The organism is Bacillus sp. AC266, from assembly GCF_979253805.1.
On record NZ_CEEDEC010000004.1, the window covers coordinates 280,499 to 301,900 of the forward strand.

Here is a 21,402-nt window from a genome sequence, read left to right on the forward strand (position 1 = left end):
ACACAAATAAAAGGTACCATCCCCATAGGGTGGCACCTTTTATTTTTTACTCTTATCCAATTCCATTTCCGCTAAAAGCGGCAATACGTTATCGAAAATATGTGTATTATTATTCTCACCTGTTACATATCCACCATAATATCTACTAAATACATTATCATTTCGGAATGTATTCATCCGCTCATACAATTCCTTCGCAAACTTTGTATCACCTGTTTGTAGTACGTACAAAATTGTTAATCCGTAAGATGCCGGTGATTCATAGTTCACAGCTTGTTTTCCCGTTTCTAAGTTATAACGACCATATAACTTTTCGTCTTCGCGAAATTTCTTCTTTATAAATTCCAAATAAGCGTCTGATGAAAGACCGCCTAAACTACGATGATAAGCAACGTATGATTGATCAATAAGATTCACTTCTTTATCGTACGTAAATGTCCCATCATCTTTATACTCTTTCGGGAATGCCCAGCCCTGCCTTGGATAATCCGCTAAAAACTGAACAACTTCCTGATACTGCTGCGCAGAAATTTTTCCATACTTTTCCATACAAGAGAATGCATGCGGATTTATGTAAGATGTTGTTGCAAAGTTATTTTGTTTTCCTGTATCTGCATCGTAATAATCAACGTAATAATTACCTTTTTTATTATAACGAAGTACAGAATCACTCAATTGATCTGCAAGGTTTTTATAGCGATCTTCCTTGTACATTTCGTAAGCACGATATAATTGTTCTATAATACGAAGATCATCGATAAGTGCATTAGTAGCTGACTGCATTTCTCCCTTTTCAGAGATTTTCCATATAACGATGCGATCCTTGTGTACAAAGTTATTTTGAATAACCTTCACTTGTTCATCAAATAAAGCTTGATCATCTTTATCAAGTGTATATTGTAGCCATAACCCTGCAGATTCTGATAAAGCTTCACGGCCCTTCGCTTCACCCTTACCTGCCTTTGTATCCTCTAAGCGATACGTTGCAAGTGTTCCATTTTCATTCACCATATGTCGTAAAATAAAATGCTCGGTACGATTTCCTTGTAAAGCTGACCAAAATACAACTCCACCTAAAGCGATTAAGAGAATAACCCCAATCCCTATATATAAACGTTTTCGCAAGCTTTTCACCTCCTTTTAAGGCTAACCTTAATTTTACCAGAGCATACGCAAATATAAAAAAGACAATCCTTTAGATTGTCTCTCTCACCTTATCCTTCGCAAGCCTCTTTAGAAGGTCTATATAGCGATTCCACAAGTCGATCATATTCACGACGCGTAATTTCTTTATTATACAACTTTAATAATAAATCTCTATGCTCTCTTGAAAATGCCATCTTTTTAATGACTTCAGGATACATAAAACACCCTCTCCATTTCACATAAACTTCTTCATCCCGGAAATAGAACTTACGTTCGCATAAAAGATTATAAAAGATTCAGCCCTAAAAAACAAATAAAATATTACCAAATATCAATTTCTTTCTTTTTAGAATATTTAAACACTATATTACCGTACTCATTTTTTAAATACATATATATTTTTGGTAGTTTTTTGAATAAATTTTCCAATTCAATCAGAAAATAATGGCAAAAAGAAGGGGAGTATACATATGGATACCGTAACATTAGCACGGGCATTTTTTGGTTCTTCATTAGCATTCCACATTATCTTTGCAACGCTTGGAGTCGGGCTTTCTTTAATGATTTTTATAAGTGAAATACTCTATCACTGGAAGAAAGATTCCGACTATGCCATTATGGCAAAAAGATGGACAAAGGCTTTTGCTATCCTTCTCGGTGTAGCAATTCCAACTGGAACAATTGTTGGTGTACAAATTTCACTTCTTTGGCCTGGTTTCGCCAAAATTGTTGGGCAAGTTATTTCCGTTCCGTTTCAAATTGAGATTTTCGCCTTCTTTTTAGAGGCTTTATTCATGTCTATTTACGTATATGCGGCTGATAAACTGCCTCCAGTTATGAGATTAATCTCGCTGTTTTTCGTTATGATTGGCGCCACTGCATCTGCCGTGCTTATTACATCGGCAAACACATGGATGAATACACCTGCGGGCTTTTCAATGAATCCAGATGGCTCAGTTTTTAACGTTGATCCGTGGAAAGCTTTCTTTAATCCGAGCTTTGGCACAAGTGCATTCCACGTCGTTATTACGGCCTATACAACTGGAGCAGCTGTTATTGCTTCTATCGCTGGATTTAAATTATTAAAGAAAAATTTAAGTGCTCGTGAAATTGCTTACCATAAAAAAGGATTACTGTTAGGGCTTGTCGTTACATTTATCACAGGTGCTACGATGTGGCTTTCAGGACACGAATCTGCTATTGCCTTACATAAACATTCACCTGAAAAACTAGCATCTGCTGAAGCTTTGTTTGAAACGACATCACACGCGCCTTTATCGATTGGCGGGGTTGTGGACCCTAACACACTTGAACTAAACTATGCCCTTGAAATTCCGAACATGCTTAGCTTATTAGTGGGACTAGACCCTAACACCGTTGTAAAAGGGCTAAATGAATTCCCGCAAGAAACGTGGCCACCATTTTACACACATACACTATTCAACTTAATGGTCGGCACCGCTGCCTTTACCTTTGCAGTTGCAGCTATTGCCCTCTTATATTGGTACTTTGTTTACCGAAAAAAAGGAGTAGAGTTACCGAAGTGGCTTCTTTGGGGAGCTGCCGCCTGTGGACCCGTTATGTTGCTCGGTATTGAATTCGGATGGATTTTTAGTTGTAGTGGTCGTCAGCCATGGACAATTTATGGCATGCAACGCACGGTAGATGCTTCTACGCGCGCTGATTTCGTCGGTCCTTTATTTGTTTTATTCATCATTTTATATATCGGACTCGGTATTTTAACAGTCTTTGTACTACGGACATTCTTTAAGAAACATCCGTTAAAGAATGATTTACATCACGAAGGAGGCGATTCTCGTGCATGAGGAAAGCATTGCAATCATCATCTTATGGGCTCTTATTTTCGTATATAGCATACTAGGGTCTATTGATTTTGGAGCTGGTTTTTGGGGCATGGTATACGCTAAACACCCGACACTTGCTGCCAAGCTTGCTAATCGGTACTTATCACCAACTTGGGAAGTAACGAATACGTTTCTTGTCTTTGTCGTCGTTGCTTTTCTCGGTTTCTTCCCAAAAGCGGCCTTTACCCTTGCAACCGTTATGTTTGTACCAGTTATGTTAATTTTAGTACTCGTTGCGATTCGTAGTACATTTATGGTATTTGCTTACTCCCTGCCAAAATACCAACACCTTCTTCGGATTATTTCAGGTATTACCGGGCTCTTAATCCCAGCTCTATTAATTACCGTTCTGCCAGTTACAGAAGGTGCCTATATTACGATGTCTGAAGGAAAAGAAGTGCTCCTTTACGGAAAACTTCTTTCTAGTCCCGTTATTTATTGTTATATGCTCTTCGGACTAACTTCGGAACTATTTCTATCATCTCTCTTTCTTGCTGATTTTGCTAGGGAACAAGGTTCTGAAGATACGTACCGAATTTATAGAAGAAATGCCATCATACTTGGTCCTGCAACGCTCGTGACTGCTATTATCGCTCTCGTTGTAATGGACCCTGAAACACACTGGCTTATGCAAGGACTAATAAAGCAATTCCCATGGTTTACAGTCTCTATCATTTTATTTGTTATCGGATACTCTTCCCTTTGGTGGACAAATAAGAAATATGGCACATTAGGCTTTCCTCGCATTGCAGTTTTAGCTGTCGTCGCTCAATATGCATTTGCAAGCTACGCTTACGGCGTCGCCCATTTACCTTATATCATTTACCCGGACGTAACTGTATTTACAAGCTTTACGACGGTCGAAACATTCTATGCTCTTCTTATTCTTTACGCAATCGGGATTGCAATTTTACTACCAGGATTTATTTTCTTCTGGAATTTATTCTTAAAAGATCGAACATTTTTAAAGGAAAAATAGTAAATTAGGGGCATTCACACATAGAATGCCCCTAATTTATTAGACTCCTCTCCTAATAGTTATTACACTACTCCTTATACTTGCCTTATTGCTCAAAATACACATATTCACTAGATTAAGGTAGATGCCTAGTTCTTCTTATTTTCTTTTGAATATAATGCTATATAAACTTGAGACAAGCCACATTTGTTCAAGGGAAAATAGAAAGGTAGGTTAAATATGAGCATTGAAATATGGATTACTATTATTGTATTCTTCTTAACGATGATTGTTATCTTTTGGCGACCTCGCGGTTTAAATGAGGCGTGGCCGGCAGCAGTCGGCGCTAGCATTATCCTCATTACTGGACTTGTATCAAAACCAGACGTCATGGACATTATAAGTAAAATCGGCGGTGCCTCTATAACGATATTAGCGACCATCGTTATGGCGGTTATATTAGAAAGCTTCGGCTTCTTCCACTGGTCTGCAGCGAAGCTCGCAAATTTAGCTAAAGGTTCCGGACGACGCCTATACTGGTACATTCAATTACTATGTTTTCTTATGACTCTTTTATTTAATAATGACGGTAGTATTTTAATTACAACACCGATTTTGATTTTACTTCTGAAAAACCTTCAATTAAAACCTCATCAACAAATCCCTTATTTATTAAGCGGTGCTTTAATTGCCACTGCATCTAGTGCACCAATCGGTGTAAGTAATATCGTAAACTTAATCGCATTAAATATTGTTAATATGACTCTTTATATGCATACAGCTATGATGTTTGTACCTGCAACACTAGGACTACTGTTTATGTCATGGCTCATGTATACAGTTTTAAAGAAAAAACTTCCAGAAAGATTACCTGTTTCTTCATATGATATTGAAGAAATTTTCTTCACGAAAAACTTCCATCCGTTAAAAGGACAGAATTCTGTTAATACGAAACAAAAACGTACGAAATTCATGTTAAAAGTATTAGGCTTCGTTTTCCTTATGCGCTGTCTTCTATTCGTTGCATCCTTCTTATCGATTCCAATCGAAATCGTTGCCGTACTCGGTTCACTCGTTCTTCTCATCTGGAGATGGTACTACTTACGAACAAACCCAGTCGATATTTTGAAAAAGACACCGTGGCACATTTTAATTTTCGCTTTCTCTATGTATGTAATTATTTACGGGCTTCATAACGCAGGGTTAACAGCGGCACTTGTAAGTTGGCTTGAACCAGTTGTAAGTCAGCATCTACTCTATGCCAGCTTTGCAATGGGCGGACTCGTTTCCCTCCTCTCTAACGTCTTCAATAACCACCCTGCACTTATGATTGGTACAATCACATTAACAGAAATGGGACTAGATCCAGTCACATTAAAAACTATCTATCTCGCAAATATCATCGGTAGTGACATCGGTTCACTATTATTACCAATCGGTACACTAGCTTCCCTCATTTGGATGTATATCTTAAGACAAAACAAAATTAAAGTGAAATGGAAAGATTATTTAAGCGTATCTCTCATCGTAATCCCACTCACAACAGTCGTCACATTATTCCTCTTATACTACTGGGTACAATTATTCTTCACCTTATAAAGTGAAACTTTATAAGGTGGGTGGGTGTTCATCCCCCACTGATTATTAGCCCGCACCAATCGGGCGTTTACGGACAGTTTATCTCCCACCTAACTTCTTTGCTCCAGCCGAATTTTGAGGTGGGAGTTTTACTGCCCACAAATAGCGGGATAGACGACAGAAGCCCCCTTTGCTACCGTCTTAGCAAAGGGGGCTTCTTCTATATTTAAGTTAGGTACAGTGTGATCAATCAAGTAAAGAGGTGTAACGTGTTATTGATATAAGTGACTACCAGTTTCTTTGAATTCTACCGCTTTCTCTTTCATTCCTTTTTCAATTGCTTCTGTCGTTTCTAAGTCATTTTCTTTCGCATATTCACGAATATCATGTGAAATTCTCATACTACAAAACTTTGGGCCACACATTGAACAGAAATGCGCTGTTTTCGCCCCTTCTGCTGGCAACGTTTCATCATGGTACTCCATCGCGCGTTCAGGATCTAAAGATAAATTAAATTGGTCGCGCCAACGGAATTCAAATCGTGCTTTTGAAAGTGCATCATCACGCTGATGAGCCGTTTTATGCCCTTTCGCAAGATCGGCTGCATGCGCAGCGATTTTGTACGTAATAACCCCTTCGCGAACATCATCTTTGTTCGGTAAACCTAAATGTTCTTTCGGGGTTACATAACAAAGCATCGCCGTTCCAAACCAGCCGATCATCGCAGCACCAATCGCTGAAGTAATATGATCATAACCTGGTGCAATATCTGTCGTTAACGGCCCAAGTGTATAGAACGGCGCACCCTGACAAATATCAAGTTCTTTCTCCATATTTTCTTTAATTAAATGCATCGGTACATGCCCAGGTCCTTCAATCATAACTTGCACATCATGTTTCCAAGCGATTTTTGTTAATTCACCAAGTGTCTCAAGCTCAGAAAACTGCGCTTCGTCATTTGCATCTGCAATAGAACCTGGACGTAATCCATCTCCAAGAGAAAACGAAACATCGTACTGCTTCATAATTTCACAAATCTCTTCAAAGTGAGTATATAGGAAGTTTTCTTTATGATGGAATAAACACCACTGCGCCATAATCGAACCACCGCGCGAAACAATACCTGTCATACGCTTTGCAGTAATTGGAATATAACGAAGTAATACACCAGCGTGAATCGTGAAGTAATCAACGCCTTGCTCCGCCTGCTCAATTAACGTATCACGATACACTTCCCACGTTAAATCCTCTGCAATTCCGTTTACTTTTTCAAGCGCTTGATAAATTGGCACAGTTCCAACTGGTACCGGAGCATTACGAATAATCCACTCACGTGTTGTATGAATGTTTTTACCTGTAGATAAATCCATAATCGTATCTGCACCCCAGCGAGTCGCCCACGTCATCTTCTCTACTTCTTCTGCAATAGAAGACGATACAGCAGAGTTTCCGATATTTGCATTTACCTTCACGTGAAAATTACGTCCAATTATCATCGGTTCCGCTTCAGGATGGTTAATGTTTGCCGGCAAAATCGCACGACCTTCTGCAATCTCCTTACGAACAAATTCAGGCTCTACCCCTTCACGAATCGCAACATATTCCATCTCAGACGTAATAATGCCATTACGCGCATAATGCATTTGCGAAACATTTGCACCTTGCTTCGCTCTAAGCGGCTTACGATCCATTTGCGGGAAAACAGGTGTATGTTTTGAAGCCACTTTCACACCGTCATCCTCAGGTTTAATTTCGCGTCCTTCATAAGCTTCCACATCACCACGCCCCAAGGTCCAAGAGTGGCGCGGCGCCTGCAACCCTTTTTCCAGCTCCACTTTATACTCTGGATCTGTATAAGGTCCACTCGTATCATACACACGGATTGGCGGATTTTGAACACCGTTCGTATCGCTTTGTTCAATCTCACGCATTGGTACTTTCATACCTTCACGTGTTCCATCCACATACACTTTCTTACTTCCTGGTAAACTCGATTTCAATTCAATTTGCTCAGCTGAAACAGACTGTTTCATAACCTTTGTTGCCCCCCTGTTCGTGACAAGGACGAGATATGGCCAGCGCATGCCAAAATAAAAAGAGCCAGGTCCATAAAAGAATAAGGACCTGGCTCATAAAGACATAATTATGTAAAGCCGTTAACTTCCCTACGCTGGTACGAGCCAGATCAGGTCCAAAGGGTTAAGAAGTTCACACGCTTCTCTCTCAGCCTACGCATACGTTAGGCACCCCTAGTTTATCACTGATTTAATTTTCAATACTTTCCCATCATACACTATAATCTGAAAAATGCAAAGTTTATTTCTTTTGTTGTTTACGGAATCATCCAAGTTAAATAATAAGCCTGCACATACGTCATAATCCCAACAATAGTAACGAAGAATAAACTATGCTTCAATGTAAAGCGGAACAAATCTGACTCTTTCCCAGCAAGTCCAACTGCCGCACAAGCAATCGCAATTGATTGCGGAGAAATCATTTTACCTGTTACACCGCCCGTTGTATTTGCTGCAACAAGAAGCACTTCAGATACACCGACTTGCTGCGCTGTAATTGCTTGTAAATTCGAGAACAGTGCGTTCGCTGACGTATCTGATCCTGTTAAGAATACGCCAATCCATCCTAAGAATGGTGAGAAGAACGGGAATAGTCCGCCAGTTCCTGCAAGTGCTAACGCTAATGTAGAAGATAGACCAGAATAGTTTGCGATAAATGCGAATCCTAATACGAATCCAATAGATAGAATTGGCATTTTTAGTTCATTTAACGTTTCTTTAAATGTTGCTACTGCATCTTTTGCACTCATTTTCAAAATAAAAATAGAAATGATACAAGCAATTAAAATTGCTGTTCCAGTCGCTGATAAAATATCTAATTTCAAGATTGCTTCATAAGGTGTTGGTTTATTTACAATAGGCTCTGCTTTCATTACTAAATTGTGCAAGCCTGGAACTTCAAATTTAAATACGAGACTTTCTAAAGCCCCGCCCGGAGCGAATAATGCTTTAAAGAAACTTTGGCTCCAAATGACTACCATCACAGTTAAAATAATGAACGGAGACCATGCTTTTACTACTTTTCCTACCGTTAGTTTCGGCATAGATGTCGTTGTCGTCGCCGCGGCTACTTCACTATTCGCTTGCTTAGTTTGATAAATTTCTTTCGGCTGCCAAACTTTTAAGAATAGCGATAAACTTACTAAACTTACAAGTGCTGACGTAATATCAGGAAGTTCTGGTCCTAAAAACGTCGCTGTAATAAACTGTGTAATTGCAAATGAACTACCCGCTACAAATAAAGCAGGCCACGTTTGTTTTACTCCTTTAAAGCCATCCATTAAAAATACGATAAAGAACGGAACAAATAAAGATAAGAACGGTAATTGATGCCCAGCCATTTGTCCAATTTTATGTGGATCAATGCCTGTCACTTGTCCAGCAACTGTAATCGGAATCCCCATCGCTCCGAAAGCTACTGGTGCAGTATTTGCGATTAAACAAAGACCTGCTGCATATAAAGGATTTAGCCCAAGGCCTGCCAGAAGTGCTGCCGTAATCGCTACTGGTGCACCAAATCCTGCTGCCCCTTCCAAAAATGCTCCAAATGAAAATCCAATTAAAATAACGAGTAAACGATGGTCATTCGTAATGGATAATACAGATGCACGAATGACATCAAATTGACCTGTTTTCACAGAAATTTTATATAAAAATACTGACATAATGATAATCCACGCAATTGGCCATAATCCGTATAAGAAACCGTATCCGGTCGCTGCCATTGCCATTGTGAATGGCATTTTATACGCAAATAACGCCACCAAAATCGTTAATACAACTGTAATAAATCCTGCCACATACCCCTTCATGCGGAAAACCGCTAAAGCTAAGAAAAAAAAGATGATTGGAATAAGTGCGACTGCTGCCGAAATCCAAATGTTACCGAACGGATCGTAAACTTGTGTCCATGTGTTCATTGTTCTCTCCCCCTAAAGAATCCCCTTTTAAATAAGATATAACCTTATCAATAGACTACCAGGTCATCATACCTTTAAGTCTAAAAAATACAAAACGTTCAAGAAAACGTTTTCAATAATTTTATCACAACAATTTTCATTTAAAAAGATTTTTTCGAAAATTTCATCATTTAAAAAGGAAATCTTACAAAAGCGTCACGTTTTTGTAATGTTAATCGATAGGAAGGTTGCCAAATTTATCGCATACTAAAAGTATAACAACGGACATTACTTATGAGGTGATATATATGAACGGAAACAAAATATTAGCAGCTTTATCATACTTTAGTGTATTATTTGCACCTATCTTATTCCCTATTATCGTGTGGATTGTGGGCGATTCTGAAACGAAACCACATGCGAAACGTGCTCTATGGACACATATCGTTCCAAGCATCGCTTCATTGATTGGATTAGTTATTTTAGGGATTATGGGCATCGGATCTGATCAACCAGACGTAACACTTGGAATTGGAGCAATCATCGTCTTATGCATTTGCGGAATCATTAGCTTATACTACTTCATTTGGAATATCGTGAAAGGTATTAAAGTACTGAAAGCTTAGTTTTAAACAAGCGTTTGATTAAAAAGAAACTGTCCAAAAATTGATGTCGCATGATCGTAAATGAAATTTTATCGGCGGTTCAACAAGAGTAACCTACCTATTAATAAGAAAAAAACCGTCCCAAAATACCTTTTGGGACGGTTTCTTTATCTTCTGCGTTTCTTCTTTTTTCTCATCATTTTCTTTCGGCGCGTATTCGCTTTATCCGCTATAATGTGAAGCGTACTCGCCACAACAATCCCCATTACAAACGTTACAATTTCAACCTCGTGTTCCTTCGCAATTTCTATTAAATTCCCACCGAATGCGATTATATTTAATAGGAATAAAAACGGAGAAAACACGATTAACATGTATGCAATACGAATAATATCACCAATTATAATCGTATGTGTGAAGAAGGAACGATGGGGCATTACGCTCCTATATGGATACCAAAAAATGCGGAGGAATCCCCATTTATTATACGCATTACTGTACGTATCTAAATCCGGTGTTAGAAATGAAGTACCTACTAAAAAGCCAATTGCAAAAGTTAATAAAAAATCAAAACTTGTTAATCCATACGAAAAGAGCATAAACAAAACAACCGGAAGGGATATTAAGTTTATTTTCGTATGCGTTCTTCCTGATGGCATAATGCACTTCCTCGCTTACGTTCGCCCTGTCATCCTATGACAGTTCTCACCTATTGATCTAATTTTTGATCGATAAATGATGTGTCTATATCCGAACCAAACCATTCTGCCAACTTCACTCGTGCCTTATCTTTCACATCTTCATTTACGTATATCGATGCTTGTAATAGTGCGGCCATTAACGCACCTAAATCATCCGTATAACCGACTCCAGCAATGAAATCTGGAATGGCATCAATCGGTGCAATGAAATAAGCAAGTGCTCCGATTACAATAATTTTCACTCGTTTTGGAACATCCGGTCTTTGCAACACGTAAAACAACAATAAACTCGCATAGATTACCGACTGCCCTGCCTGCTTCGCAACATGTTTTATTTTCTTCCAAAACGCTTCAACTGAAAATTTTTGTTTCATTCAAAAGCCTCCCTATTTTCAAAAGAAATAAGCTACAATATGTTATGTTATCAGTAAAAGTTCATCAAAATTACACATAATCTATCAATGAAATTTCATTGTAACAAACAAAACCAAAAAGAACAAGTGTTCGTTAATTTTTTCGTATTTTCCTTCATATAATAGTTTTCTAGACAACCACTTAAAGATTTCTATTCCATATTTCTCAACCAAAAAACTTTCAATTCCGCTTAACATTCTTTTCTATAAAAGTTCATCAAAATTACACATAATCTATCAATGAAATTTCATTTTTTGTTATATTTTCTAGTTGACGAGCCTATAAACGAATGTTAAAGTTTTCTCTGGTAGTGACAAATCACATACAAAAAATGTAAAATGTTATAGTGTTTCTCAGAAATGAATTTTGTTGTATAATACAGAAATGACGTTATGCTTATGAGCAGCACAAGAAACCAAAAAGGGTATGCATAGTTAAAGTCGTATATGGGTGAATATAGAAACTCTAATTATGACCAAGAAAACTATGTATTTTTTATTTTAACATTTTTCGCTCCAAAATCGACCAAGCCTGATAGAGAAAGGGTGGAAATGAATGAAAGAAACCATGAAATCACAATTTCAAAATGTGCGTTTCACTTTATTCGTAGCTTTGGCCGTATGGCTAAAAACCTACATCATTACACGCACTAGCTTCGATTTAAAACTTGAATCTTTCATGCAAGAATTCATTTTATTCATTAGTCCATTAGCAGCATCATTACTGTTTGTGGGTCTTGCATTATTTGCAAAAGGGAAAAAACGTAACTATATAGCACTAGGAATTAACTTTATCTTAACGTTCATTCTTGTTGGTAACGTAATGTTCTACGGATTCTACAATGACTTCGTTACTTTACCAGTACTAGGACAAACGTCTAATTTCGGAAGTTTAGGTTCTAGTGTGAAAGAATTATTTAACTACAAAATCATCCTTGCATTTGCGGATATTATCGTATTCTTCGTTCTATTGAAGAAGAAGAAAGATTTTGCACCGACAGAACGTGTAGCACGTCCGATGCGTTCTCTATACTTCGTGTCAACGGTTGCTATTTTCTGCGTAAACCTAGGATTTGCAGAAGCTGAGCGTCCAGAACTATTAACACGTTCATTCGACCGCGTTATGCTTGTTAAAAACCTAGGATTATATGTACACCAAGCATACGATCTTGGCTTACAAGCAAAATCAAGTTCACAAAAAGCGTTTGCTGATAGTAGTAAATTGCAAGAAGCAGAAAACTATGTGAAAACAACACAAAGTAAACCAGATCCAAATATGTTTGGTACTGCAAAAGGGAAAAACGTAATTGTTGTCTCTCTTGAATCATTACAAACATTCTTAATTGGTGCGCAAGTTAACGGACAAGAAGTTACACCATTCCTAAACCAATTTGCGAAAGAAAGTTATTACTTCGATAACTTCTTCCATCAAACTGGGCAAGGTAAAACGTCTGATGCTGAATTCTTAGTAGATACTTCAATGTATCCACTAGACCGTGGTGCTGTATTCTTCACACACGGTAATAACGAATATACAGCAACTCCAGAAATTTTGCGTCAGCAAGGATATCACACATCAGTATTCCACGCGAATAACGCAACGTTCTGGAACCGTAACATTATGTATCCGGCACTTGGTTATGATCGTTACTACAACGAGCTTGACTACAAAATTACGCCAGAAACAAAATTAAATTGGGGATTAAAAGATATCGAATACTTCGATCAATCTATCGATATGTTAAAAGAAGTGAAGCAACCGTTCTATACTCGCTTCCTTACTTTAACAAACCATTACCCATTCACTTATGATGACAGTACGAAATTAATCGATGAATACAATTCTGGTGATGGCGTATTTGACCGTTACATGGTAACTGCTCGCTATTTAGACGAAGCAATGAAACACTTTATTGAGCGTCTAAAAGCAGAAGGTATTTACGACAACTCAGTTATCGTATTCTACGGTGATCACTATGGTATTTCTGAAAACCATAACCGTGCAATGGCACAGTTCTTAGGAAAAGAAGAAATCACTACATTTGACCATATGAACTTACAAAAAACACCGATGTTTATTCACGTTCCAGGTCAAAAAGAAGGTAAAACAATTTCAAAACCAACTGGTGAAATTGACATTAAGCCAACAATTCTAAACTTACTTGGTGTAGATTCTACGAATCAAATTCAATTCGGTCATGATGTATTCTCACCAGAAAATAAAGGATTCGTTGTTCTTCGTGACGGTAGCTTCGTTACAGATAAGTACATGTACACGAACAGTACATTCTACGACCGTACTACTGGCGAAGTTGTGCAATTACCGAAAGAAGAATCTCAACCACTAATTGATCGTGCTCAAAATGAATTGAACATGTCTGACAAAATCATTGAAGGTGACTTACTTCGCTTCTCTGAAAGTAACAAGATCAAAACTGGTGAAGTAAAGACAGCTATTAAAGAAGAAAAGAAGAGCGCTGAGTAATCTCAGCCTCTTTTTTTATTTTCTGCTATCCTTCCTCTCCTATTCATTAACTTTAAAATTACATAACCTTCACCTAATATTTACACCACATTAACGAAACATCTTTATAATAAAATATGTAAACAAGGTTCCACATATTTCTTATCTCTCATCTTCAATAAGATCCCTTAGAGAAATGTGTGCATCATTTGTTTTCAACTTTCTTATAATTGTCTTTCCAAGTGTTTTGTTTGCATAAATGAAACCTGTAAAGACGATGTCCCTATGAATGATAGCTACCCTCCTTGTGCAGCATTCCATACGAATGTTGCTTTTTTTTTTCAAAAAGCAGGATTCTTATTTCTCATTTCCGAATTTGTATATACAAAATGCTATAAAGTGAAACTTTAATCAGTGGGTGTTTTGTTCATCTCCCACTGATTATTAGCCCTCACCAATCGGGCGTTTACGGGCAGTTAATGCAGTATAAATCACCACTACTTCTCTGTGATTTACAAATACATATACGTCATATGTAGAGAATTGCTTACATAAAAATTACTATAGTGATTTTTATTCATGTACTAACGAAAGGATGGGACGAAAATTGGCATACGAAAGATTTGTACTATGGAATGATGCAGTTATTGATACAACAAAACATCGCGCGTACATAGAACTTGAAGAAAGAGGTTTACAATTTGGTGATGGCGTCTATGAAGTTATTCGCCTTTATAACGGAAACTTTCACTTATTAGACCCACATTTAACAAGATTATATCGATCCCTTGAAGAAATAGAATTATCACTTCCTTTCTCAAAAGCCGAACTCATCATCTTACTCTACAAATTAATTGAAAACAATAATTTCCACGAAGACGGAACAATTTACTTACAAGTATCTCGTGGTGTACAAGCTCGAGCACATGCATTTTCATATGACATATCTCCGACAATCTATGCTTATATTTCAAAAAAAGAAAGACCATCTTTATGGATTGAATACGGTGTACGTGCTATATCAGAACCTGATACACGCTGGCTCCGCTGTGATATTAAATCGTTAAATTTATTACCAAATGTATTAGCTTATACGAAAGCTGAACGCAAAGGTTGTAAAGAAGCACTTCTCGTACGAAATGGTATTGTAACTGAAGGTAGCCACTCTAACTTCTTTCTTATAAAAAACGGAACACTGTATACGCATCCAGCCAATCACCTTATTTTAAACGGCATTATTCGTCAGTACGTCCTTTCTTTAGCTAACACTCTTCAACTTCCTGTAAAGGAAGAGCTTTTCAGCGTTCGCGATGTTTATCAAGCAGATGAATGCTTCTTTACGGGAACGACTATTGAAATTTTACCGATGACCCATCTCGATGGAACTGCGATTCAAGATGGTCAAGTTGGCCCTATCACCAAATTACTGCAAAGGTCATTTTCTCAAAGCCTTTTAAAATCCAACAGCACATCTTCCTAAATACGAATAATCTTCTCATTTTCCACATCAAATATATGTATTTAAATGGAAATCAAGGTGCAGATTTATACCTTGATTTTTTTTTTGTAACCTTTTTGTCATATTCAGATTACCACATAAGTCTTGACAGTAATCGACATGCTCTTTAGAATTTTTAACAGTTGGTAAATATTTCTTCACTACATTACAGACAGAAAGGAATCGACAAATTATGAAAAAATACCTTGCCGGTCTTGCGGCAGTGTCTGTAGCAGGAGGAGCAGCCCCTACACTTGATAGTGTTCAAGCTGCCCCTGAACAAAATACACAAAAAGCTGCTACACAAACTGTCCAAGCTTCCGCATCAAACAATTCATCATATACGGTGAATGCTAGCGTACTACACGTTCGTGCAGGATCAAGTACTTCTCACGACGTCATCTCTCGCGTTTATAATGGTCAATCATTAAACGTAATTGGAGAAGAAAATGGTTGGTTCAAAATTAACGTTAATGGACAAACTGGTTTTGTTAGTGGCGAGTTTGTATCAAAAAACGGAGCAACGAATAACAATGTAAGCACAGGTGGAAAAAATAAAGTTACTGCTGATGTATTACGTGTACGTACAGCTCCTAACACTTCTAGTTCTGTTTCAGGACGTGTATATGAAGGACAAACTTTAAACGTAATTGGAGAAGAAAATGGTTGGGTGAAAATCAACCATAACGGACAAACTGGTTATGTTAGTAGCCAATTTGTATCAGGCGCTTCTTCAAATACTGGCTCTACAAGCAATAACAACAATAGTAACAATGAAGCAACTGTTCAACCAGCAAGTGGAAACTATACAGTAAATGTATCTTCCCTTCGCGTTCGTACAGGTCCTAGCACTTCTCATCCAACTGTAGGTTCTGTTAAACAAGGACAAGTAGTACAAGTTGTAGGCGAAGTTCAAGATTGGTTCAAAATCAATTACGCAGGACAAACAGCTTACTTAAGCAAGGACTACGTAACAAAAGGCGGTTCTAACGAAAACGTCAATCAAGGTAACAACCAAGAGCAAAATAATAATGGAACTATTCAAACTGGTGGTACTTACGTTGTTAACGCAACATCTCTACGTGTTCGTACAGGCCCTGCTGCTTACCATAGTGTAATTGGCGGCGTGTTAAATGGCACAACATTAAACGTAGTCGGATCTGAAAACGGCTGGTTTAAAGTAAACTACCAAGGAAAAACAGGCTATGTTAGTAGCGAATTTGTAAAATTCGTCAAAGGTGGCACTGCTACTCCTGAGCAACCGAAACAACCTGAACAAGGTGCAATTGGTGACTACTACATTAATGCTTCTGCACTAAATGTACGTAGCGGCGAAGGTACAAATTATAGAATCATAGGCGCACTTCCACAAGGACAGAAGGTTCAAGTAATCTCTGAAAACTCTGGATGGAGCAAAATTAACTACAACGGTCAAACTGGTTACATCGGAACACGTTTCCTATCTAAAACACCAGTTGGTGGCGCAGTAGATAATAAGCCTAACGACAACCAAAATAACAATCAAAATCAAAATAATAACAACAATAACAATAATAATAGCGGTGACAGTTCTTCTCTACTTGCATACGCGAAATCTATGCAAGGCGTACCATATGTTTGGGGCGGTACTTCTGCTAATGGTGTTGACTGCAGTGGTTACATCTACCACGTATTTAAGAAATTTGGTCATAACATTAGCCGCCAAAGTGTTGCTGGATATTGGAGCAGCTTATCAAAAACTTCAACTCCACAACCAGGTGACTTAATTTATTTCCAAAATACTTATAAAGCAGGTCCTTCTCACATGGGTATCTACCTTGGCGGGGGATCATTCATCCAATCTGGAGATAAAGGTGTAGCAATCGCTTCATTAAACAATTCTTATTGGAAAAGCCATTTCTTAGGGTATACGAAAGCACCTTAATTTATAGTTTCAGAGCCTTCTAGTTTACTAGAAGGCTTTTTTTAAAGGACTCGATATAGTACTTCCCTTTCATTCTCTCTACGAAAAAATTATGCGTTCATTTTTCTATTTCATACACTATATTCTATTAAAATTTCCCAAAATGTTATCATAATGAATATATTCCCACAAAAAACATAACCTATTTCATGTCTATTCATTTTATATGTGTTTTTTCAAAGAATTTTCTTTTTATTTAAACTTTTCGTTAGACGTTTGACCTCCGATGTCCATTATGATAAGTTACTTAAGATGTTATATTCGCAAAAGTATAGACAACTGGTTTATACACTTTTTTACTATGAGGAAGGAGCATACACTGCATGAATGTTTTATGGGGAATTGGCGGCGTGATTGGAGTATTAGCAATTGCTTTCTTACTATCTTCTAACCGCAAAGCTATTAATTGGCGCACAATTTTAATCGCGCTAGCATTACAAATGACATTTTCATTTATCGTATTGCGATGGGATGCTGGAAAAGCAGGCTTAAAAGTTGCTGCTGACGGCGTTCAAGGATTAATTAATTTTTCTTACGAGGGAATTAGGTTCGTTGCTGGGGATTTAGTCAACGCAAAAGGCCCTTGGGGATTTGTTTTCGTTATTCAAGCACTACTTCCAATTGTATTTATTAGTTCATTAGTTGCAATCTTATATTACTTAGGTATTATGCAGAAATTTGTTAGTATCGTTGGTGGTGCATTAAGTAAACTTCTTGGAACTTCTAAGGCAGAAAGCTTAAATGCAGTAACAACTGTATTTTTAGGACAAACAGAAGCACCAATTTTAATTAAACCATACTTAGCACGTTTAACTAACAGTGAATTCTTCACTATTATGGTAAGTGGTATGACCGCTGTTGCCGGATCAGTTCTTGTCGGCTATGCAGCAATGGGTATTCCGTTAGAACATTTATTAGCAGCTGCAATTATGGCAGCTCCATCAAGTTTATTAATTGCAAAACTAATTATGCCAGAAACAGAAAAAGTAGATAATAATGTTCAACTTTCAACAGAGCGTGAAGACGCAAACGTTATCGATGCAGCTGCACGCGGTGCATCTGAAGGTATACAGCTTGTTATTAACGTAGCTGCAATGCTAATGGCCTTCATTGCATTAATCGCTTTATTAAATGGCTTATTAGGATGGGTTGGTTCTTGGTTCGATATTAAACTTAGCCTTGATTTAATCTTCGGTTACTTATTATCACCATTTGCAATCTTAATCGGGGTTTCTCCAGGTGAAGCTATCCAAGCAGCAAGCTTTATCGGTCAAAAACTTGCAATCAACGAATTCGTTGCATATGCAAACTTAGGACCACACATGGCAGAATTCTCTGCAAAAACAAATATGATTTTAACATTTGCAATCTGTGGTTTTGCAAACTTCTCTTCTATCGCAATTCAATTAGGTGTAACAGGAACGTTAGCTCCTACTCGCCGTAAACAAATTGCACAATTAGGGATTAAAGCAGTTATCGCTGGTACACTAGCGAACTTCTTAAACGCAGCAGTCGCAGGTATGATGTTCCTATAAACTCATGTAAAGTCTCCTCTTTTAAAGAGGAGGCTTTTTTATATAACATAAATATAATTTTCATATATATTAAATACTTTATGTATAGATGTATAGACGCTATGTTACAATAATTAGTATGTCTGTTTATTTTTTCTTGTACAAGAGGGATACTACCTGATGTCGCTCGCTAAAAAAAGACTTCCAGCTACATGGTCCATTTCTTAATAATTGTGCATACTACAAATATCCAGCACGAATTAGCTTTAAGGAGGAACGTTTCGTGAAAGATAAGTCCTATAAAGTCCTCTCTATGTGGATTTTACAAATTTTATTTTATTTTACTACTGTACATGTGACGAAATATGAGCACGCGCTCATTTTTACAATTATATATGTCATCATAAATGTACTATTCCTATTTTTACCTGATAAAACAGCATTTATTTTCTTCATACTGGGAACAATCATTTCAGTATTCTATTTATTTTATCAAGCGTGGCTTCACTTATGGAGTACATCAGATCAATGGGAATATATTATTACACACTTCCTGATGGCAGCTAACTTCTTCATTGTTTATATTTCAACCCATCTATTAAAAAAGGTTATCCTTAAAAATAAAGAGTTAACTGAACGAGTGAGAGTGCTTGAGCAATACATTGGAGAATCAAAATTATTAACAAGACAAGAATTCGAAAGACGACAAGCTTTATTAACAACTGCGATGAATCGTCGTAATGAAACAGGCATTATCATTTTCTTTGATTTCACTTCCTTTAGTAAATATACGAAGGAAAGTGTCATGGATCGTGTAGCTTCATTGTTAGTTGATACAGTCAGAGCTGACTTTGACCTTGCTGCTGAATATGACAGCAACACATTAGTCATTTTATTACAAAATACAAATGAAGCCGGTGCTGACATTGTAATGAACCGTCTACATCCAAAAATGGAGCAATGGCTTGCTGCTGAAGCAATTCAAGACATTAAAATAAAACGAGAACAAATCACGACAAAAGGACAGACATTATTATGATGACACTCGTTATACTCCTTTTATTCCTTCTGTTCTGCGTACTCGTATTTTGGATTAGCATCACATTTTCAATCAAATATGTACTTATTTTTACGGCCTTTCTATTCTCAGGCCTACTCGTTTACTACTCTCTCTTAACACTCGCAGGCTTAATTCATCGAAATAGTAAACGAAAAGATCGTACGCTAGAACATTATCCAAGTGTAGATATTTTAATACCTGCCCATAATGAAGGGGTTGTTATTAAAGATACATTAGAAGCAATGGCAAAGATTGAATACCCAGGCAAACTAAACGTTTATTTATTAAACGATAACTCTCAAGATGAAACACCTGAAATTGGCGATGATTTCGACAAAGCTTATGCTCATATTCATCACATTCGTGTACCACCTGGCGAACCGAAAGGAAAATCGCGTGTATTAAACTACGGCCTTAGCATTTCGGATGGTGAATATTTCTGTGTTTACGATGCAGATAATCAACCTGAACCACATGCACTGCGAATGCTCGTAGAACATGCTGAAACAACAAAGGATGCCGTTGGAGCAGTTGGACACGTTCGTACAGTAAATGAGAAAAGAAACTGGCTTACACGAATGATTTCATTAGAATTTCAGATTTTCCAGCTCCTTATGCAATCTGGACGCTGGCTATTATTCCAAACAGGTTCACTAACCGGAACAAACATGCTTCTTCGTCGTTCCGCATTAGAAGAACTTGGCGGCTATGATCCTTATGCAATTGCAGAGGATGCTGAATTAACATTAAGAATTACCCAAAAGGGCTATCTCTTACCAATCGTCCCGGAATCGATTACATGGGAACAAGAACCTGAACATTTAAAAATTCTTATAAAACAGCGGACACGTTGGCTTCAAGGAAACTTATACATTTTAGAAAAAATGTTTTCTTCATTAAGCTTTTTTAAAGGGAAACTTCTCGTCCATTCCTTACAACAAGTTTTAGTGTATGTCGTATTTTGGCTATTCCTAATCATTTCAAACGTTTGGTTTATAATTGGACTGCTCGGCATATTCCAAATTCAATATAGCATTCCATTACTATTTATGTGGTATGTCGCATATATTACATATGTTTCTCAATTATTTAGTGCTCAGAGCGTCGAACGAACCTTTACACCGACCAATATTTTCATAAGCGTCATTATGTACTTTACGTACGCACAGCTCTTTACGTATTTGTTTATTCGCAGTCTCATTCTTTACTTACGTGCAAAGAGCAAGAAACAAGTAATTGGTTGGGATAAAACAGTACGATTTAAAAAAGAAAAATAGATTTCATTAAAAAATAAGCACAGAGCGCCGTATGCTCTGTGCTTATTTTTTACCGTAATACTATATATATCAGACAATACCCCTTAGCTGAAAGTTATTTCACGTCCATCCCCCAACGAACGATCGACCTTCATTTATATACGAAAAAGTGATTGCTATTTTTGTAGAACCAATTGCTTCTCTTGATGCTCTTTACGAGTTTCAGTCTTTGGTTCCGTGCTTTCTTGGGCATTTCGATGTGCCACACGTTTCAAACAAATATGCTTCCACTTTCTTTCGTAACGTTTCATTATTCTAGTTGTCCCCCTTGAATGCGCTTTAAAACTATTTGAAATCGCTTACAGGAAATAATATAGCACATATACATAAAAGTAACAACACATTTCC

The 21,402-nt window shown here is 37.3% G+C and carries 17 protein-coding genes and 1 riboswitch; of the genes, 10 read left to right on the forward strand and 7 right to left on the reverse strand.

The window, feature by feature from the left end:
• Positions 1-39: 39 nt before the first annotated feature.
• On the reverse strand, positions 40-1,125 hold the full coding sequence (locus AC0IXC_RS18490) for a transcriptional regulator (RefSeq protein ID WP_471653127.1): 1,086 nt from the start codon (positions 1,123-1,125) through the stop codon (positions 40-42).
• An 89-nt stretch (positions 1,126-1,214) separates the two neighbouring features.
• Complete coding sequence (locus AC0IXC_RS18495) at positions 1,215-1,364, reverse strand: hypothetical protein (protein WP_002016173.1); 150 nt, start codon at positions 1,362-1,364, stop codon at positions 1,215-1,217.
• A 252-nt stretch (positions 1,365-1,616) separates the two neighbouring features.
• On the opposite strand from AC0IXC_RS18495, the gene cydA reads away from it, so the two are divergent.
• From cydA to AC0IXC_RS18510, 3 genes are all read left to right on the forward strand, one after another.
• Entirely contained in the window at positions 1,617-2,972 is a 1,356-nt protein-coding gene (gene cydA / locus AC0IXC_RS18500) for a cytochrome ubiquinol oxidase subunit I (RefSeq protein WP_002016174.1), read from the forward strand.
• Positions 2,965-3,990 carry a cytochrome d ubiquinol oxidase subunit II gene (locus tag AC0IXC_RS18505; protein WP_002089640.1) on the forward strand — a complete coding sequence of 342 codons (1,026 nt, stop codon included), beginning with the start codon at positions 2,965-2,967 and terminating at the stop codon, positions 3,988-3,990. Before cydA ends, AC0IXC_RS18505 begins: the two co-directional genes overlap by 8 nt.
• Positions 3,991-4,209: 219 nt before the next feature.
• Entirely contained in the window at positions 4,210-5,568 is a 1,359-nt protein-coding gene (locus AC0IXC_RS18510) for an arsenic transporter (protein ID WP_447618157.1), read from the forward strand.
• A gap of 251 nt (positions 5,569-5,819) precedes the next feature.
• Here AC0IXC_RS18510 and thiC read toward each other — a convergent pair whose 3' ends face one another.
• Positions 5,820-7,580 (reverse strand): phosphomethylpyrimidine synthase ThiC, encoded by a 1,761-nt coding sequence (gene thiC, locus AC0IXC_RS18515; RefSeq protein ID WP_002068339.1) that lies wholly within the window; start codon positions 7,578-7,580, stop codon positions 5,820-5,822.
• Between the two features lie 112 nt (positions 7,581-7,692).
• Positions 7,693-7,808: riboswitch (TPP riboswitch) on the reverse strand.
• A 71-nt stretch (positions 7,809-7,879) separates the two neighbouring features.
• A complete protein-coding gene (gene lldP / locus AC0IXC_RS18520; RefSeq protein ID WP_002143782.1) occupies positions 7,880-9,541 on the reverse strand; it encodes an L-lactate permease in 1,662 nt (553 codons plus the stop codon).
• A 287-nt stretch (positions 9,542-9,828) separates the two neighbouring features.
• Here lldP and AC0IXC_RS18525 point away from each other — a divergent pair, with 287 nt between their 5' ends.
• Complete coding sequence (locus AC0IXC_RS18525) at positions 9,829-10,146, forward strand: magnetosome magnetite crystal formation protein family (protein WP_471653128.1); 318 nt, start codon at positions 9,829-9,831, stop codon at positions 10,144-10,146.
• A 146-nt stretch (positions 10,147-10,292) separates the two neighbouring features.
• Here the strand turns inward: AC0IXC_RS18525 and AC0IXC_RS18530 are convergent, their stop codons facing one another.
• Positions 10,293-10,784 (reverse strand): metal-binding protein, encoded by a 492-nt coding sequence (locus tag AC0IXC_RS18530; protein WP_002089644.1) that lies wholly within the window; start codon positions 10,782-10,784, stop codon positions 10,293-10,295.
• A 50-nt stretch (positions 10,785-10,834) separates the two neighbouring features.
• Positions 10,835-11,200, reverse strand: a complete 366-nt coding sequence (locus tag AC0IXC_RS18535; RefSeq protein ID WP_002016186.1) for a YkvA family protein — start codon at positions 11,198-11,200, stop codon at positions 10,835-10,837.
• Between the two features lie 595 nt (positions 11,201-11,795).
• Here AC0IXC_RS18535 and AC0IXC_RS18540 point away from each other — a divergent pair.
• From AC0IXC_RS18540 to AC0IXC_RS18565, 6 genes are all read left to right on the forward strand, one after another.
• On the forward strand, positions 11,796-13,724 hold the full coding sequence (locus AC0IXC_RS18540) for an LTA synthase family protein (RefSeq protein ID WP_012262002.1): 1,929 nt from the start codon (positions 11,796-11,798) through the stop codon (positions 13,722-13,724).
• 574 nt (positions 13,725-14,298) lie between these two features.
• Positions 14,299-15,183, forward strand: a complete 885-nt coding sequence (locus tag AC0IXC_RS18545; protein ID WP_002016184.1) for a D-amino-acid transaminase — start codon at positions 14,299-14,301, stop codon at positions 15,181-15,183.
• Positions 15,184-15,394: 211 nt separating this feature from the next.
• Positions 15,395-17,125, forward strand: coding sequence for a C40 family peptidase (locus AC0IXC_RS18550; RefSeq protein ID WP_471653129.1), 1,731 nt, complete (start codon positions 15,395-15,397; stop codon positions 17,123-17,125).
• 362 nt (positions 17,126-17,487) lie between these two features.
• A complete protein-coding gene (locus AC0IXC_RS18555) occupies positions 17,488-18,699 on the forward strand; it encodes a NupC/NupG family nucleoside CNT transporter (RefSeq protein ID WP_002016182.1) in 1,212 nt (403 codons plus the stop codon).
• Between the two features lie 262 nt (positions 18,700-18,961).
• Positions 18,962-19,717 (forward strand): diguanylate cyclase domain-containing protein, encoded by a 756-nt coding sequence (locus tag AC0IXC_RS18560; RefSeq protein ID WP_012262004.1) that lies wholly within the window; start codon positions 18,962-18,964, stop codon positions 19,715-19,717.
• The gene (locus AC0IXC_RS18565) at positions 19,714-21,015 is read left to right on the forward strand and encodes a glycosyltransferase family 2 protein (RefSeq protein ID WP_002129979.1); all 1,302 of its coding nucleotides are present in this window, start codon (positions 19,714-19,716) and stop codon (positions 21,013-21,015) included. The genes AC0IXC_RS18560 and AC0IXC_RS18565 overlap by 4 nt, the downstream gene beginning before the upstream one ends.
• Positions 21,016-21,170: 155 nt before the next feature.
• On the opposite strand, the gene AC0IXC_RS18570 is transcribed toward AC0IXC_RS18565, so the two are convergent.
• Entirely contained in the window at positions 21,171-21,305 is a 135-nt protein-coding gene (locus AC0IXC_RS18570; protein WP_002068447.1) for a hypothetical protein, read from the reverse strand.
• Positions 21,306-21,402: the final 97 nt, after the last annotated feature.